Genomic DNA, 17,378 nt, shown 5'->3' with positions numbered 1-17,378 from the left:
GCACCCATCCTGAAGCTTTTAAAACATTTTCGTTTTGTTGAACATACCACAATAAAAGTTCACTTTTCAAGCAGGATAAACTAGCTTGTAAAGATTGTCTATTATAACATGTGCCATGATACTTCTATTGTACACATTTTTCAGAAAAATTTCTTCTTTTCTTCCTCTATATGAAAGATTATTTTATTTTTTTAGCAAAAATAGATTTTAAAAACATTGTTTTAATTTCTCTTTACACAGAACCTTTTATTTTCTTGTATACTGTTTGTAAAAGCTTCGATAAATGAGGGGAAATTTATGAGTATAAAACAACACGATCCGTTCCAATCTAATTTTGACTCACTAGATGAGTTTGCTGACCATATTAGTGATGTATTAAAGTGTCCTATTACAATTGAAGATGCGAACCATCGACTTTTAGCTTACAGCACACATCAAGATGAGATTGATCCTGCTCGTATTTCTACAATCATAGGTCGACGCGTTCCTGAAAAAGTAATTAATAACCTTTGGAAGCAAGGAGCTATTCCTGCCCTATTACAATCAAGAGAGCCTATTCGAGTAGAGAATATTAACGAGATTGGTCTTGGCAACCGCGTAGCAATTTCTATTTGGAAAAATGACGAAGTTCTTGGTTTCATTTGGGCCCTTGAAGTTTACCATAAACTCCAAGACTCAGAACTCATTCTGTTAAAGAGTGCGGCAAAAGCGGCAAAAAACAAACTATTGCAACTACAAATCCGCAAAAATAAAAAAGAAGAGAGATCTCAAGAGCTTTTCTGGAAGATAATCACAGACCATGTAAAAGAAGCAGATGATGTTCACATGCAATTTCAGCAAGTGCAACTTACACCCCCAACTTTATTTTCCGTGCTTGTTTTTCGTTTTCACCAAGAAATCACGGATGATATGGAAAGGAAGCTTTCTTATCTTCTTCAAACAACACAGCAAGTTCAAGTTTCTTTATATACAACAGATTTTAATAAATTAATTTTGCTTATCTCATTAAAAAATCGATCACAGCCTCTTCAGCAATGTGAAAACTTCATTGAACACTTCACAAAACAAACCGTAGAACGATTTAACCTTTCATTGGCTGATGCGAGCAGTGGGAATATATATGAATCCCTTGACTGTATTTCAAAAAGTTACAAAGAGGCGCTTACTGTTCTTTCTATAAAGAAACGATTTCCAAAAGAAACTCAGTCCATTTACACTTATCAATCATTAGGTATTTACCAATTTTTAGATGTATTATTAGAAAAAAGACAAAGAGATGGATTTACAAACCAGACGGTAGAAAAACTTGTCTCATATGATCAAAAACACCAAAGCAACTTAGTTGAAACAATTGAGATTTTTCTTGATCGGGATCAGAACCTTCATGAAGCAGCAAAAGCATTAAACATTCATATTAATACACTTAATTATCGTCTAAAACGAATTCAAGAAATTGGAGAGCTCAATTTAAAAAATCCTAATCAAAAGATTACCCTATACCTTGATATCAAACTTGCACGTTATGCTGAAAGTCTTCATTTGTGATTTTACACAAATGAACGGAAAATCTTTCTCTAAATACAACAAAGATGATTCCAATAATTCTGCTATATACTATAGATATAGTAATTCACTTACTACATTATCAGAGGAACACTTGTTTCTCTCATATAAATATAGAAAACGCTTACATCGAAAGGGGTATAATAATTATGATTATCGGAGTACCAACAGAAATTAAAAACAATGAGAACCGCGTAGCACTTACACCTTCTGGAGTTGTTCAACTTGTAGCACATGGACATCGTGTCTTAGTTGAAGAAAATGCTGGCGTTGGCAGTGGATTTGTAAATGAGGATTACCTACAAGCAGGTGCTGAGATTATTGCAAAAGCAAAAGATGTCTGGGCTACTTCTGATATGATTATGAAAGTAAAAGAACCTCTGCCAAGTGAATATGACTACTTTAAAAAAGGACTTATTCTATTTACTTACCTTCATCTAGCAGCTGAGCCAAGCCTTGCTGAAGCATTGAAGAATAAAGGCGTTACAGCTATTGCTTATGAGACTGTTGCAAGTAATGGAAAACTTCCTCTTTTAACACCTATGAGTGAAGTTGCAGGACGAATGGCTGCTCAAATTGGTGCTCAATTTTTAGAAAAGCCTAAAGGCGGAAAAGGAATTCTACTATCAGGCGTTCCTGGCGTAAATCGTGGAAAAGTAACAGTTATTGGCGGTGGTGTTGTTGGAACAAACGCAGCTAAAATTGCAGTTGGCCTAGGAGCAGATGTTACAATTATCGATCTTAACCCTGAACGTTTACGTGAGCTTGACGATCTTTTTGGAAGTAACATTCAAACATTAATTTCAAATCCTGTTAATATTGCTAGCGCTGTTGCACAGGCTGATCTACTCATTTGTGCTGTTCTAATCCCAGGTGCTAAAGCTCCGACTCTTGTGACAGAAGACATGGTAAAATCAATGTCAAAAGGATCTGTGATTGTAGACGTTGCTATTGACCAAGGCGGTATTGTAGAAACAGTTGACCATATTACAACACACGATAATCCAACATATGAAAAACACGGCGTTGTTCACTATGCTGTAGCAAACATGCCTGGCGCTGTTGCACGAACTTCAACAATTGCTTTAACAAACGTAACCGTGCCATATGCTTTGCAAATTGCTGACAAAGGAGTTCAAAAAGCAGTTGCGGAAAATGAAGCATTAAAACTTGGTGTCAATGTAGCAAATGGTGAAATTACATTTAAAGCTGTTGCTCATGATCTTGGTTACACATATGTACCTGTTGAAACAGCTCTTTTAAACGGATTTGCTTCTGTATAATTTCAGCATGAGAGAAACTTCTCTCATGCTTTTTTGTTTCTCGGAAGATTAATCCTCTTCTATGAAAAACACCCTATTTATTGATATAATAGAATATAGAAGCACACTATAAAGATAACTTTTGCTTGGATGCAAGGAGGCTTTTTATCATTATGAAAAAAGTATTAACAATTGCTGGTTCTGACACGAGTGGAGGCGCAGGTATACAAGCTGATTTAAAAACCTTCCAAGAGCGTGAAGTGTACGGCATGACAGCTCTAACAACTATCGTTACGATGGATCCAAAAAACACATGGTCTCATAACGTATTTCCTATAGATATTAATACGCTAAAAGCCCAGCTTTCTACAACTGTTGAAGGCATTGGAATTGATGCAATGAAAACAGGCATGCTTGGTTCTGTTGAAATTATCAACCTTGTAGCAGAAACAATTGATAAATATAATTTAAAAAACATTGTTATCGATCCTGTAATGGTTTGTAAAGGAGAAGATGAAGTCCTGCACCCTGAAACAGCAGAAAGTCTGCGGGATACGCTTACTCCACGCGCAACAGTCGTGACACCAAATTTATTTGAAGCAGGTCAAATTAGCGGCCTTGGAACTCCTACAACAGTAGAAGAAATGAAAGCTGCAGCTGAAAAAATCCATGCTCTTGGGCCACAGCATGTGTTAATTAAAGGTGGTGGAAAGCTACAGCATGATAAAGCAGTTGACGTTTTATATGATGGCAAAACGTTCGATGTGCTTGAAGGTGAGCGTATTGATACACCGTATACACATGGAGCAGGCTGTACGTACTCAGCTGCTATCACAGCTGAACTTGCTAAAGGTAAAGACGTGAAAGAAGCTATTTTAACAGCAAAAGAGTTTATTACAGAAGCAATTCGTGATTCTTTCCAATTGAATGAATATATTGGACCTACAAAACACAGTGCATATCGCAGCAAAGAAAAGCAGAACGTTTAAAAAGGATGAGGGAAATTCCCCTCATCCATTTCTTATATAAAGAAAAACCTCAGCTCAAATGAGCCGAGGTTTTTTTGTATTAATGATTGTGCATTCCGAATGACATAACCCAAACAGAACCTGCAACAATTACAATTGCAATAAAGAATGCATACACCATATTCCCAACCTGTACAGCACCTTCTCCTTCTCTTAAGTGCATGAACAGCACGAGCTGCATACCAGCCTGTAAGAAAGCAAGAATAAGCATAACAGTAAGAATAGCAGTGTTTGAGAAACCTGAACTAAAGGCTACCCATACGGTGATCAGTGTAATAACGATCGACAGGATAAAGCCGATAACAAGCTTCCAAGGAAACCCATCATGATGCTCTTGTGCATATCCTTTTCCAGCCATGATTATAACACCATCCCTGATAAATAGACTAGCGTAAAGATAAATAACCAAACGATATCTAAGAAGTGCCAGTAAAGACCGATAATGAATACTTTACGAGCAGTTTTTGGTGTAAATCCACGCTGTTTTAATTGAATCAAGATACACGTTAACCAACCGATACCGATTGTTACGTGAAGTCCGTGCGTTCCTACGAGAACAAAGAATGCTGATAAGAAAGCACTTGTCTTAATTGACACACCTTCGTGTCCAATATACTCATAGAACTCAAAAATCTCACAGCCCAGGAATCCAAGACCAAGAGCCATTGTAATTAAAAGCCATGTTACCATTGCTTTCATCTTTTGAGCTCTTAAATAATGGATAGCCATACTTCCTGTAAAACTACTTGTTAAAAGTAGGAACGTCATTAAAAGAACGATCTCTGGTTTAAACAAGTCAGCTGAAGTTGGTCCATTTGCTGGACGAGAATGTAAAACCATATATGTTGCGAATAGTGTTGAGAACAGGGCGATCTCGGCTCCAAGGAAGATCCAGAAGCCAAGAATGGTCATTCTGTCCTCGCCTTTGGAATATTCAAGCGGCGTATTAGCATCATGTGCGTGTGTAGATTCTGCTGCCATGCGTTACGCCCCCTTTCCGATTCGTTGTGTTCGTTTAATTTCTTCAACGCTGACATAGTAGCCATCGTCATAATCGAAGGAACGAATAACCATACAGATTAGCATACCTGCTAGACCTGGAATAGCCATCCAGTACCATTCAAATACAAGACCGAAACCAGCAATGAACAAGAGGACTGACATGATAACACCTAAGCCAGAGTTGCTTGGCATATGGATTGGTTTTAAGTCTTCCTCTTTTACTTCACGAGCAGCTTCAAAGCCTTTTTCTTTCTTCTGATACCAATACTCATCTAAGCGAGTCATTTTTGGTGTTGTAGCGAAGTTGTAGAATGGTGGTGGTGAAGAAACCATCCACTCAAGCGTACGACCATCCCATGGGTCACCAGTAAGATCGCGTTCACCATGACGAGCACTGTAGTAAATGCTATATACAAGTACAATGAATCCTAGACCCATTCCAACAGCACCGATAGATGCAATAACGTTTAATGGAGTCCAGCCAAGACCTGCTGAGTAAGTGTACATACGACGTGCCATTCCCATTAGACCTAAGAAGTACATTGGGAAGAAACATACGTTAAATCCAATCATAAATAACCAGAAACTAATTTTTCCTAAACGTTCGTTAAGCATATGACCGAACATTTTTGGATACCAATAATATAGACCTGCGAAACAAGCAAAAACTGTACCAGCGATTAATACGTAGTGGAAGTGGGCAATAAGGAAATACGTATTGTGATACTGATAATCAGCTGCAGCCATTGCAAGCATAACCCCTGTTACTCCACCGATAACAAAGTTCGGGATAAATGCTAGTGACCACATCATCGCAACGGTCATCTTAATGCGCCCTTTGTAGAGCGTAAATAACCAGTTAAATATCTTAACCCCTGTTGGGATTGCAATTGCCATCGTTGAAACAGAGAAGAACGAGTTAACGGCTCCGCCTGCTCCCATTGTAAAGAAGTGATGGACCCATACAAGGAAACTTAAACCTGCAATAGCAATCATTGAGAATACCATTGCTTTGTAACCAAATAATGTTTTACGTGCAAACGTACAAACGATTTCCGAGAAAATACCGAATGCAGGTAAAATAACAATATATACTTCAGGATGTCCCCAAACCCAGAACAAGTTAGCCCAAAGCATAGGCATACCGCCATCTCCTAAGTTAAAGAAGTTGGCATCAAATAGTCTATCAAATGTCATAAGTGCTAATGCCACTGTTAAAACAGGGAAAGCAAAGATAATAATGATAGCTGTAATAAGCGTTGACCAAGTGAACATTGGCATTTTCATTAATGTCATACCTGGTGCGCGCATTTTTAGGATTGTAACTAAGAAGTTAATACCTGTTGCAAGTGTACCGATACCGGCAATCTGTAATCCTAACAGGTAAAAGTTTTGTCCAGGGCCTGGGCTTAACTCATTGCCAGCTAGAGGCATATAAGCTGTCCAACCTGCATCTGGTGATCCCCCGATAACGAAGGAGATATTGAAAAGCATTGCCCCCATAAAAAACGACCAGAAACTAAGTGAGTTTAAAAATGGGAATGCTACGTCACGTGCACCAATTTGTAGTGGTACAGCAACGTTAATCAAACCAATTAAAAATGGCATAGCCATAAACAGGATCATAATAGTCCCGTGTGTTGTAAAAATTTCATTGTAATGTGAAGAGCTTAAGAACTCTGTCTCTGGAAGTGTGAGTTGAGCACGCATTAAAAGGGCATCCACTCCACCGCGGAAAAGCATTAGCACCGCAGCAATGATATACATGATACCAATTTTCTTATGATCTACGGATGTAAGCCATTCTGTCCAAAGCCATTTCCACTTCTTGAAGTAAGTTAAAACAAAGATGATACCTAAAGTGGCTAATACGATGGAAACATCCGCGCCATAAATTAGCGGATCACCTGTGACGAAAAATTCATCGAGCTTCATCTCTTAGCTTCCTCCTTCCGCTGTACTAGCAAAAATTATATGTTGCGTTATGAAACTGTTCATGATGAAAAGCTTAAAGATTAATGACTGCTATGGTCCATGCCTTCCATGTCCATGCCTTCTTCATGACCTTCATGATCTTCTGCAGCCTTGTTATAAGTGTCTTGTTTTGCATGGTCAACAAAGTCTAAATGCGTGTTTGAGAAAGACTTACGACCCATAACGCTCTGTTTTAGAATCTCTTTGTTGTACTCTTTTTCGGTAAGCTTAGGAGCCGTATCTTTTACTTCATCAGCCCACTCTTGGAATTCTTCTGGTTTTTGAGATTCTACTTCGAATTCCATTTGTGCGAAACCTTCACCATTGAAGTTAGCGTTACGTCCCATGTAAGTGCCTTCGTGATCTGCTTGTAAATAAAGCGTTGTTTCCATACCTGCCATTGCATATTTTTGTCCACCAAGCTCTGGAATCCATAGAGCCGTCATTGAATCAGCAGATGTTAACTTAAATTCAACTGGTCTATCTTCTGGAATGTTTACATAGTTAACCGTCTCAATTCCTTGTTCAGGATAACTAAAAATCCATTTCCAGTCAGCTGATGTTGCATAGATAACAAGAGGTTCTTGTTGTTCTTCTGCATTTGCAGCTTGTGGTGGTTTCTCTAAGTCAAAGATAGCTTTGACTGTTGGGATAGATAGTGCAATAACGATGATAATAGGAATACCAGTCCAGACGATTTCAAGGAATGTATTTCCGTGTACCTCTGGTGGCTCGTAATTCATATTATCTGGTCTTTCACGATACTTAATAAGAACTACAGCAAATAAAACGAAAACAACCACAATGATAATAAGCATAAAACCAATCGACCACATAATTAGGTCATATTGAGTTTGAGCCACTGGTCCTTGTGGGTTTAATACACCCATCTTTAGATCACAGCCACTCAATAAAAAGAGAATAGCTAGAGCAGACAATGAGATCCACTTGCGACTCACTTTTTGAAGCTTTTTCATGGATGTTCCTCCTTTCCTTTGTTTTAAAAAAGGATATTATAAAATTTTAAACCTCAACTACCCCACTTACTATTTATGGAAGTCGAGTAGAGTAATATAGTAGAAGACAAAAAAACACAACGTTTTATTTACCTATCCACAATACCACATATTTTACGACATTAACTTTCTTTTGACTAGTCGTCAAAAAATGATAATTAATTTGTCACAAATAAGTCACAAAATGTTCATCATTTATCCTTTTTTGTCCAAATAATGTAATATCATGTCTGTTATTGTCGCCTTTTTTTCTTGTTTTGGCAAGAAAAAACTGCTCATTTTCTGAGCAGCTTTTCAACTATTTTACTTGAAAGAACTCATCATAGCTCTTTGCTAACTTTTCAAAAGTTAATTCTTCTGTTTTTTCGACATAAAGGTCGGCATTTTTCATCATTTCGTCCTCCCCTACCCCAACTGAAAACATATTTGCTTTTTGAATTCCTTCAAGTCCTGCTCGTCCATCTTCTATTGCTATACAATCTTGTGAAGGAATTTGTAATTGACGTGCAGCAGTCAAAAAAATCTCGGGATTTGGCTTTCCTTTCTTAACTTTTTTCACATCTACAATATGATCAAAATATGATGAAAGCCCAATCTTCTCTATTAAATATGGGGCATTGGAGCTTGAGGACGCAACTGCTGTTGGAATTCCCCTCTTTTTCAACTCTCCTAGGAGTAATTGAATTCCAGGACGCACAACTTTTTCATCCAGGTTTTGAATGAGCTTTTTATATTCTTCATTTTTCTGTTCCCCTAGCTCATAGACTTCTTGTTCACTATAGGGTCTAGTACTGTCTTTTAGAAGCGTCATGATGGTTTGCTTCCGATTTACGCCTTGAAGTCGCTGATTCATTTCGGCCGTAAAAGTAACACCTAACTTATCCGCAATTACTTTTGTTGCTTTATAATAAAGGGGTACAGTATCCACAATAACGCCATCAAAGTCAAAAATAACAGCCTGTATTTTCTTCATCTTTCTCCCCTCCCCTATTCTTCATTTTTAAATATATTATTTTTCTTCTTTCGGAATAAACTCATAAATTTTTCCGCTCCTGATGCTTTCCACAAGCCTATGCAGCCAGGCATAATAAGGTTTTGAATCCTCAAGTTGATGATATAAATCCCTTGCTTCTGCCTGAAGATCTTCTTCAAGCTCCTTCATAATTAAGACATTTTTAATTTCCTCTTGAGCTTGTTCAATAGCTTCTAAATTTAGTTTTACTTCCCTCTCCCATTTATGAGTAAAGAAATTAGCAAAAAAGTGAAAGAAATCTTTTTCAGCAACATACGTATGCTTTCTACTTCCCTTTATGAATGTTTTCTTCACAATATCAAGCTCTTGTAGTCTTCTTACTCCTGTACTCATACTCGGCTTGCTCATCCCGAGCTTTTCTCGCATCTCATCAAGCGTCATATCGTTCTCAAAATACATTGTTCCAAACAAATTTCCAACACTTCCAGTTACCCCATACAAGTCCATTGTTTCAGCAATTGACTCTGTTACAAGACCCTTCGCATGTTCAATGGAAGCTCTTGCTTTTTCAGTCATCTTCCCTGCATCACCTTGTTCCATTGTGTCTCCTCCTCTATATAATCGATTTAGAATTTATATTTAGAGTTTTCAAGTCAGCCCTATATTAGCCGGTGCACTTCTATGGTTATAGACATTTATCAATTAGTTTACTTCCCTCTGTTAAAAAAGAAAACTCTTTATCATTATAAGTTCATTTATAAAAAGTGAAAATAATATCAATTACGTTAAATTTTTTCTTAATAAATTTATATTGATAATTTATCCAAAACAGACTTCCATTCCAGATTAAATCTTTATTTATAGGGGTTATTGAGTTGAATAGTTCTTCTTTGACAAGAAATGATTGCCATGTTACGTTGTTAAATATAAACTTTGTTAAAAATATTCTTAACAAACTTTACAATTCGTAAGGAGGAGTGAAGAGATTGGAAACAAAGAAAATGTTTATCAATGGTCAATGGATTGAGGCCAAAAGTGGGGAAACAAGAGAAATTATTAATCCGTTCAATCAAGAAATGATTGCTAAAGTTTCAGAAGGCAATGAGGAAGACACAAAAGAGGCGATAAAAGCAGCAAGAACTGCTTTTGACGAAGGTGAATGGTCTTTTATACCTGCCAATGAACGCGGTTTGATTGTTCAGAAGATTGCATCTCTTATTCGTCGTGATCATGAAGAACTAGCACAACTTGAAACATTGGATACAGGAAAAACTCTTGAGGAAAGTCGAGCAGATATGGAAGATATCGCGAATGTATTTTCTTACTACGGAGGGCTTGCGGACAAAAATGGTGGTGAAGTCATCTCCTCCCCTCTTCCACATTCACAAAGTAGAGTAGTTCGTGAACCTGTTGGGGTTTGTGGCCAAATTACACCATGGAATTATCCTTTACTCCAAGCATCTTGGAAACTTGCGCCTGCTCTCGCTGCAGGAAACACACTTATTATGAAACCTAGCGAAATCACTCCACTCACAACAATTAAAGTATTTGAATCTATGGAAGAAGCAGGAGTACCTAAAGGTGTAGTAAATCTTGTGCTTGGAAAAGGAAATACGGTTGGTGCTGAACTTTCTTCAAGTACAGAAGTAGATCTTCTTTCTTTTACAGGTGGAATTGAAACTGGCAAAGAAATTATGCGATCAGCAAGCTCTAACGTAAAGAACATTGCTTTAGAGCTTGGCGGAAAAAATCCAAATATCGTTTTTGCTGATGCGGATTTTGATACAGCCGTTGATCAAGCTTTAAACGCAGTCTTCTTTCATGGAGGGCAAGTATGTTCAGCAGGTGCTCGCCTGCTTGTTGAAGAAAGCCTCCATGATAAATTTGTTGAAGCACTAATTGAAAAAGCTAAACGCATTAAGCTCGGAAATGGATTTGATGAAGGAACACAAAGCGGTCCTCTTATCTCAGCTGAGCATCGTGAAAAAGTTGAAAGCTATGTGAAGATTGGTAAAGAAGAAGGAGCTACACTAGCGCTAGGAGGAGAACGTCCAAAAGCTGAAGAGCTACAAAATGGTTTCTTCTACTCTCCTACTATTTTTACAAACTGCACATCGAAGATGCGCATTGTGCAAGAGGAAGTCTTTGGTCCTGTTCTTACGGTAGAGAAATTCAGTTCAAAAGAAGAGGTAGTGAAATTAGCAAATGATACAATCTACGGACTTGCAGGTGCTGTTTGGTCTAATGACATTACAAAAGCTGAGTATGTAGCAAACCGCCTTCGCGTGGGTACTGTTTGGATTAATGACTTTCACCCATACTTCGCTCAAGCTCCTTGGGGTGGCTACAAACAATCCGGAATCGGTCGTGAGCTCGGTCATACTGGATTAGAAGAATATACAGAACTTAAGCATATTTATCGAAATACAAAACCAGAGCCTGTTGGCTGGTTCAAATAATTTTTCACTATTCTAAGGAGGTTTTTTAGTATGACACTAAATATGAAAATTGAACATATGACAAAATTTCACCAGTTTGAGATCCCTACAGCAATCAAACACGGTATTGGAGCAATTAACCACCTAGGTGAAGAAGTAAAAAAATTAGGCGTATCAAAGGCTCTTTTAGTAACAGACCCTGGTATCTACAATGCAGGTGTTGTTGATCCTGTAATCAAGAACTTAAAAGAAGAAGAAATTGAAGTTGTTTTATTTAACAAAGTAGAACCAAATCCACCCGTTCGACTTGTTGCAGAAGGTTCTTCTCTTTATAAAAAAGAAGAATGTGACGGCCTTGTAGCAGTTGGTGGTGGAAGCTCTATGGATACAGCAAAGGCAATTGGAGTAGAGGCAACACATCAAGGCTCTGTATTAGATTACGAAGCTGCTGAAGGTAAAAAACCACTTGAAAATCGCATCCCACCATTAACAACAATTCCAACAACAGCTGGAACAGGGTCTGAAGTAACGCAGTGGGCTGTTATTACAGATGAAGAGCGTGAATTTAAATTTAATACTGGTGGGCCGCTTATTGCTGCTCACCTTACAATTATTGATCCAAAACTTCATGTATCAATGCCTCCACGTGTTACAGCAATGACAGGTGTTGATGCGTTAGCACACGCCATTGAATGTTATACAATGAAATTTGCTCAACCAATTACAGACGCTGTTGCACTAATGGCAATGGAGTATGCTGCACATTACATCCGTCGTGCTTATGCAGATGGGGAAGACCTTGAAGCAAGATATGGAATGGCCCAAGCAGCTATGCTTGCTGGTCTTTCGTATGGCAGTGAATCAGCAGGAGCAGCTCATGCAATGAGCCAAACATTAGGCGGAATTATTCCAGTTGCTCATGGAGAATGCGTAGCAGCTATGATGGGCCCAGTGATGGAGTTCAACTGGAAAGGAAACCCTGCTAAATTTGCACGTATTGCTAAAGCATTTGGAATTGATACAAGTAACATGACAACAGAAGAGGCAGCAAAAGCTTCCGTAAACTGGATGTATGAACTTGTTGAAGATCTAAGTATTCCTTCTCTTAAAGATCAGGGAGTTTCAAAAGATATGATTGAACGTCTTTCAAAAGAAGCAATGAAAGACCCTCAAACAGTAGGAAACCCTCATGATCTTACCCAAGAGAAATATGAATGGATCTATAACCGCTGTTTTAACCTAACGCCAAAAACAGTTTAAAAATCATAAAAAAGGACCGGTCTCAATTATGGTGAGACCGGTTCTTTTTTATGAATAAAGATGTGAACCTTCCTTTTTAAATGTTTCAGATTTCTCTTTCATGCCTTCTTCTCTAATTTCTTCTATACTCTTGTCTTTTAATTTCGCCATTGAGCGAATATCGTGAGAAATTCTCATGGAGCAAAACTTCGGGCCACACATTGAACAAAAGTGTGCTGTTTTTGCACCTTCTGCTGGTAGAGTTTCATCATGAAATTCCCTTGCACGTTCAGGATCAAGTGAAAGATTAAATTGATCATCCCATCGAAATTCAAAGCGTGCTTTAGAAAGAGCATCATCTCTGTCTTGAGCTCCTTTATGACCTTTAGCAAGATCTGCCGCATGTGCTGCAATTTTGTAAGAGATAACTCCTTCTCTTACATCATCTTTGTTGGGCAACCCAAGGTGTTCCTTTGGGGTAACATAACAAAGCATAGCAGTACCAAACCAACCGATCATTGCTGCTCCAATAGCAGATGTAATATGGTCATAGCCTGGTGCAATATCAGTTGTTAATGGTCCTAATGTATAAAAAGGAGCTTCATGACAAATATCCATTTGTTTATCAACATTCTCTTTTATTTTATGCATTGGTACGTGTCCAGGCCCTTCAATCATTACTTGAACATCATGCTTCCATGCAATTTTTGTAAGCTCCCCTAGCGTCTCTAGCTCGGCAAACTGTGCTTCATCATTCGCATCCTTAATGGAGCCTGGACGAAGGCCATCACCAAGCGAAACAGCAATATCATAACGTTTTAAAGTTTCACAAATCTCTTCGAAATGCGTATAGAGAAAATTCTCTTCATGATAAGCAAGACACCACTGAGCTAAAATAGATCCCCCTCTTGATACAATCCCTGTTGTTCGATTAACCGTGAGTGGGATATAACGTAGTAAAACACCAGCATGAATTGTAAAGTAGTCAACACCCTGTTCTGCTTGTTCGATAAGTGTATCGCGATAGATTTCCCACGTTAAATTTTCTGCAATCCCTTGTACTTTCTCAAGTGCTTGATAAATTGGAACAGTACCAACTGGAACTGGTGAATTTCTTATAATCCACTCCCGCGTTGTGTGAATGTCTTTCCCTGTAGAAAGATCCATAATCGTATCTGCGCCCCATTTTGTTGCCCACGTCATCTTCTCTACCTCTTCTTCTATAGAAGAACTAACAGCAGAGTTGCCGATGTTCGCATTAATCTTCGTATAAAAGTTCCGGCCAATAATCATTGGTTCACTTTCAGGATGATTAATATTCGATGGGATAATTGCTCTTCCTTCCGCAACTTCTTTTCGTACAAACTCTGCCTCTACTCCCTCTCGAATTGCAATAAACTCCATTTCCCGGGTAATAATCCCTTTTTTGGCATAGTGCATTTGTGTAACATTCTTTCCTTTACACGCTCTGAACGGGTGCTTGATTACATTCGGATAACAGGCAATATTTTGTTTTTGATTTTCACTTCGGTATCCGTTATCCTCTGGTTTGATCTCTCGTTTTTCATATTTTTCTACATCTCCTCTGTCCATAATCCATGCCTCTCGAACACGAGGTAACCCTTTCGTAATATCCACTTCACAATCTTCATCACTATAAATTCCGCTTGTATCATAAACACGAATTGGTTCATTTTTTTCATGTTTGCTATCTGTTTTTGTATCACTTTGTTTAATCTCTCTCATTGGTACTTGAATACTATGATGTTCACCTTCTACATACACTTTCTTACTGTTTGGAAATGTTGATTGCAATGGAATGTTTACTTTTTTCGACATATAAATCTTCCTCCTTAGTATTGTTGTTAGGCTACACCTTTGGAGGAGATGAAATAGCAGAAGTTTTTTCTTAAAATAAAAATTGGGTTCTCTAATATAGAGAACCCAATTGGATATGTAGAAAAAAACGCAATTCACTTTCTTACGTTATCTCTCCTACTTCCCTCCGCTGGTATAACCCAGATCAGGTTCGAAGAGTCAGAAAGATTTTGTCTTTCCTCTCAGCCCACAAAATTAGGGCTCCCCTAGTAGTAAAATATTGAATATTCAGTTTACATTTCGAACTATAGCATATCTAGTAAATGATGTAAACTACTCTTTTTTCTTTTTCACCCTACATAATAGCGCCAAACTCGGTCTACAGACCTTCCGTAAGCTTCTCCAAAAAGATTTAGATGAACAAGTAAATAAAAAAGTTGATAGAGTGTTTTTCTTTCCTCATACTCTGGAGAAAGTGGCCGAACTTCTTGATAAGCTTGATAAAATGCTGAAGAAAATCCACCAAAAAGTTCAGTAAAAGAAAGTTCAAATTCAGAATGACCATAAAATACTGAGGGATCAATCAAATAAGGATCTCCTGTTTTACCAACAATCCAATTTCCTCCCCAAAGATCTCCATGAAGTAAAGAAGCCTCACAAGAATGAGGAAGCCATTTCTCCATTTTCTCAAGAAGTTCATAAAGCCCTGCTTCTCGTTCCTGATAAAGGTACCCCTTTTTCTTTGCAAGTTCTATTTGAGGAAGAAGACGATTTTTCGTGTAATATTCTGCCCATTTATCATAGTATTGATTTGGCTGTTCAATCATCCCAATGTACGAAGGATGATGAAAACCAAACTTATCTTTACTTACACTATGCATAAGTGCAAGCTGTCTGCCAAGAAGCTCTTCTGTTTTTCCATTTTTCTCTCCTTGGATCCATTCTAAAATAAGCCATCCTTCTCCGCTTTCTGTTGATTCATGAAAGTCATACACATTTGGGACCTGAATAACACCTGTTTCTTTGATTTTCGTTAGGCCCTGAACTTCTTGTTGAAAAAAACCAGGAGGTGTAGAATTATTATACTTAATAAAATATTCTTCTTTCTCTGTTTTCACATAAGAGGCCTGATTGATATCACCACCGGAAACAGGCCTGATTAATTGAATTGGTGAAGTGTCCCCTCTATTATAAATAGCTTGTTTAATGAACTTTTCCAATCCTTCTAACTCCCCTTTCCTCTTAAAACCTTAAAAGAAAATGGTTCACATTTCAGTATCCAGTAGAATACTCCTTTTCTCTATATAATTCATGAAGCAGTGGAGAAATTCCTTCAATAATGTCTGTAGCTAGTACATCTAATGGGGAATGTGTAGATGCTACTAGTTGATCTGCTATGGCACCATGAATAAATACAGCATTGCTCAGCGCCTTTTGTACATTCTCATACTGAAGAACAGATCCTAAAATCATTCCTGTTAACACATCTCCACTACCACCTTTTGCAAGAGCAGGATTTCCCGAGGAATTTACAAATTGCTCTCCTGAGGGAGTCGTAACAATGGTAAAAGGTCCTTTTAAAACAAGATATATGCCATATGTTTGAGCAAACTCGCGCGACTTTTCAAATCGGTCACTCTCCACTTCCTTAATAGACAAATCAAGAAGTGAGGCCATTTCACCTGGATGAGGAGTTAAAATTGTTGGAAAACGCCTTTCCTTCACTTTCTGTAAATGAGGTTTCACATGGAACAATGCATCTGCATCAAGCACAAGTGTAACCTGCTGTTTCAATATTTCCTCAACGATCTTCTCTGTCTCCTTGTACCTTCCAATTCCTGGACCAATTCCAATAGCGTCCAGTTGCAAAGAGCTGTAATCTTTCACTTCAGAAAGCATGCCTTGGTGGCTTTGATGAAGATTGTACATTGCTTCAGGAAGATGAGAGCCAATAATTGATTTAATATTCTCGATAATACCAATTGTGAGAAGCCCTACCCCACTTCGGGAGGCAGCCTTTGAAGAAAGAACAGCAGCTCCAGGCATATTTTCAGATCCTGCTATCATAAGAGCTCGCCCATATGTTCCTTTATGCGAAGAGATGTCCCGATGCGGAAGAGATGAAAGCACTTCATTTTTACTCCACCTTCTTTTCACATATGAATTCTGTTCTATAACAGAAGAAGGAATACCAATATCAACAGTTTTAATTCCCCCATAAAAGTTTGCACTAGGAAACAAAAATACCCCTTGCTTGGCACCTTGAATAACAAATGTAGTATGAGCTTTAATCGCTACATCTACTTCCCCTTTATCTGCATTGAGTCCACTTGGAATATCCACGGCATATATGATTTTGTTTATCTCATTCATTTCTTCAATGATGTTTCGATACGGACCTCTCACCTTTCCTTTTGTCCCAATCCCTAAAAGAGCATCTACAATAACCGTACTTTTCTTTAGAGAAATTTGAAACGCTTCTTCATTTTCTTCATAGATTTTATACGAATGCCCACAGTTCTCATAAATTTTTAACGCTCGTTGGGCATCTTCTGCAACACTTCCGCCTTTATGACTCATCCAAAGCTCAATAGAAAAGCCTCTTTCCTTTAAAATGCGTGCAATAACAACTCCATCTCCCCCATTATTCCCCTTTCCAGCAATGACGATAATCTTATCATTTTTTTTGATTCGACTTTCAATCTCTCGAGCTACTGCTTGTCCTGCATTCTCCATTAACATACCGTTATTTAATCCAATCTTCTCCATTGTTTCTTGATCAATGTTATACATTTCATTTTCCGAAAAAATTCTCACCCTATATTCCTCCTTACCTTCTTCTTTCTTTTTATTTTCCCATTCTAAAAAAATCAATACCTAAAAAAGAGGAATAGCTTTACATCAAATGTTCCACGGATTTTAATAGGTACTATTACCTACTATTATTTAATTTATAATTTTAACGTTATGGGAAATAATTCGACATTTCGACAAATAAGTTATTTTTTATATTATTTTAGAAAAATAATAGTGTTTTCTGGTATTTTTTTATAATAATTTCTATA

General features: G+C 37.8%; 14 protein-coding genes and 1 riboswitch. Of the genes, 5 read left to right on the top strand and 9 right to left on the bottom strand.

Annotated elements, in window-relative coordinates; all coding sequences use genetic code 11:
* The first annotated feature begins 297 nt into the window (after positions 1-297).
* The 3 genes from B9N79_RS21825 (at position 298) to pdxK (ending at position 3,814) form a co-directional block, all read left to right on the top strand.
* Entirely contained in the window at positions 298-1,545 is a 1,248-nt protein-coding gene (locus B9N79_RS21825) for a PucR family transcriptional regulator (protein WP_046218049.1), read from the top strand.
* Between the two features lie 167 nt (positions 1,546-1,712).
* Positions 1,713-2,846 carry an alanine dehydrogenase gene (ald, locus tag B9N79_RS21820; RefSeq protein ID WP_019394736.1) on the top strand — a complete coding sequence of 378 codons (1,134 nt, stop codon included), beginning with the start codon at positions 1,713-1,715 and terminating at the stop codon, positions 2,844-2,846.
* A 146-nt stretch (positions 2,847-2,992) separates the two neighbouring features.
* Positions 2,993-3,814: a pyridoxine/pyridoxal/pyridoxamine kinase gene (gene pdxK / locus B9N79_RS21815; protein ID WP_094041315.1), complete on the top strand. Its 822-nt coding sequence runs from the start codon at positions 2,993-2,995 to the stop codon at positions 3,812-3,814.
* A gap of 79 nt (positions 3,815-3,893) precedes the next feature.
* Here pdxK and qoxD read toward each other — a convergent pair whose 3' ends face one another.
* The 6 genes from qoxD to cudC form a co-directional block, all read right to left on the bottom strand.
* Positions 3,894-4,211 carry a cytochrome aa3 quinol oxidase subunit IV gene (qoxD, locus tag B9N79_RS21810; RefSeq protein WP_019394734.1) on the bottom strand — a complete coding sequence of 106 codons (318 nt, stop codon included), beginning with the start codon at positions 4,209-4,211 and terminating at the stop codon, positions 3,894-3,896.
* Positions 4,212-4,213: 2 nt separating this feature from the next.
* Complete coding sequence (gene qoxC, locus B9N79_RS21805; protein WP_040060391.1) at positions 4,214-4,834, bottom strand: cytochrome aa3 quinol oxidase subunit III; 621 nt, start codon at positions 4,832-4,834, stop codon at positions 4,214-4,216.
* A gap of 3 nt (positions 4,835-4,837) precedes the next feature.
* Positions 4,838-6,790, bottom strand: a complete 1,953-nt coding sequence (gene qoxB / locus B9N79_RS21800; protein WP_040060393.1) for a cytochrome aa3 quinol oxidase subunit I — start codon at positions 6,788-6,790, stop codon at positions 4,838-4,840.
* Positions 6,791-6,870: 80 nt separating this feature from the next.
* Positions 6,871-7,806, bottom strand: coding sequence for a cytochrome aa3 quinol oxidase subunit II (gene qoxA / locus B9N79_RS21795; RefSeq protein WP_019394731.1), 936 nt, complete (start codon positions 7,804-7,806; stop codon positions 6,871-6,873).
* 337 nt (positions 7,807-8,143) lie between these two features.
* Complete coding sequence (gene pgmB / locus B9N79_RS21790; RefSeq protein WP_085118957.1) at positions 8,144-8,818, bottom strand: beta-phosphoglucomutase; 675 nt, start codon at positions 8,816-8,818, stop codon at positions 8,144-8,146.
* Between the two features lie 36 nt (positions 8,819-8,854).
* Positions 8,855-9,418: a choline uptake/conversion transcriptional regulator CudC gene (cudC, locus tag B9N79_RS21785; RefSeq protein WP_094041311.1), complete on the bottom strand. Its 564-nt coding sequence runs from the start codon at positions 9,416-9,418 to the stop codon at positions 8,855-8,857.
* Between the two features lie 401 nt (positions 9,419-9,819).
* Here cudC and betB point away from each other — a divergent pair, with 401 nt between their 5' ends.
* Positions 9,820-11,277: a betaine-aldehyde dehydrogenase gene (gene betB, locus B9N79_RS21780; RefSeq protein ID WP_085118970.1), complete on the top strand. Its 1,458-nt coding sequence runs from the start codon at positions 9,820-9,822 to the stop codon at positions 11,275-11,277.
* A 30-nt stretch (positions 11,278-11,307) separates the two neighbouring features.
* Entirely contained in the window at positions 11,308-12,516 is a 1,209-nt protein-coding gene (locus B9N79_RS21775) for a choline dehydrogenase (RefSeq protein WP_040060397.1), read from the top strand.
* Positions 12,517-12,564: 48 nt separating this feature from the next.
* On the opposite strand, the gene thiC is transcribed toward B9N79_RS21775, so the two are convergent.
* The 3 genes from thiC to B9N79_RS21760 form a co-directional block, all read right to left on the bottom strand.
* Positions 12,565-14,334 carry a phosphomethylpyrimidine synthase ThiC gene (thiC, locus tag B9N79_RS21770; protein ID WP_085118955.1) on the bottom strand — a complete coding sequence of 590 codons (1,770 nt, stop codon included), beginning with the start codon at positions 14,332-14,334 and terminating at the stop codon, positions 12,565-12,567.
* 144 nt (positions 14,335-14,478) lie between these two features.
* Positions 14,479-14,591, bottom strand: a riboswitch (TPP riboswitch).
* Positions 14,592-14,663: 72 nt separating this feature from the next.
* Positions 14,664-15,533 (bottom strand): fructosamine kinase family protein, encoded by an 870-nt coding sequence (locus tag B9N79_RS21765; protein ID WP_085118953.1) that lies wholly within the window; start codon positions 15,531-15,533, stop codon positions 14,664-14,666.
* A gap of 52 nt (positions 15,534-15,585) precedes the next feature.
* A complete protein-coding gene (locus tag B9N79_RS21760) occupies positions 15,586-17,130 on the bottom strand; it encodes an NAD(P)H-hydrate dehydratase (protein ID WP_085118951.1) in 1,545 nt (514 codons plus the stop codon).
* Positions 17,131-17,378: the final 248 nt, after the last annotated feature.

Origin of the sequence: Priestia filamentosa (assembly GCF_900177535.1) — a bacterium.
In the GTDB taxonomy this organism is placed as follows: Bacteria; Bacillota; Bacilli; order Bacillales; family Bacillaceae_H; genus Bacillus_I; species Bacillus_I filamentosa.
This window is presented reverse-complemented; position numbering and strand designations above follow the sequence as displayed.

Coding starts and splice junctions, on each gene's coding strand:
- B9N79_RS21775 (WP_040060397.1), top strand. CDS start 11,308: ATGACACTAAATATGAAAATTGAACATATGACAAAATTTCACCAGTTT.
- qoxA (WP_019394731.1), bottom strand. CDS start 7,806: ATGAAAAAGCTTCAAAAAGTGAGTCGCAAGTGGATCTCATTGTCTGCT.
- qoxB (WP_040060393.1), bottom strand. CDS start 6,790: ATGAAGCTCGATGAATTTTTCGTCACAGGTGATCCGCTAATTTATGGC.
- betB (WP_085118970.1), top strand. CDS start 9,820: ATGTTTATCAATGGTCAATGGATTGAGGCCAAAAGTGGGGAAACAAGA.
- cudC (WP_094041311.1), bottom strand. CDS start 9,418: ATGGAACAAGGTGATGCAGGGAAGATGACTGAAAAAGCAAGAGCTTCC.
- ald (WP_019394736.1), top strand. CDS start 1,713: ATGATTATCGGAGTACCAACAGAAATTAAAAACAATGAGAACCGCGTA.
- qoxD (WP_019394734.1), bottom strand. CDS start 4,211: ATGGCTGGAAAAGGATATGCACAAGAGCATCATGATGGGTTTCCTTGG.
- qoxC (WP_040060391.1), bottom strand. CDS start 4,834: ATGGCAGCAGAATCTACACACGCACATGATGCTAATACGCCGCTTGAA.
- pgmB (WP_085118957.1), bottom strand. CDS start 8,818: ATGAAGAAAATACAGGCTGTTATTTTTGACTTTGATGGCGTTATTGTG.
- thiC (WP_085118955.1), bottom strand. CDS start 14,334: ATGTCGAAAAAAGTAAACATTCCATTGCAATCAACATTTCCAAACAGT.
- B9N79_RS21825 (WP_046218049.1), top strand. CDS start 298: ATGAGTATAAAACAACACGATCCGTTCCAATCTAATTTTGACTCACTA.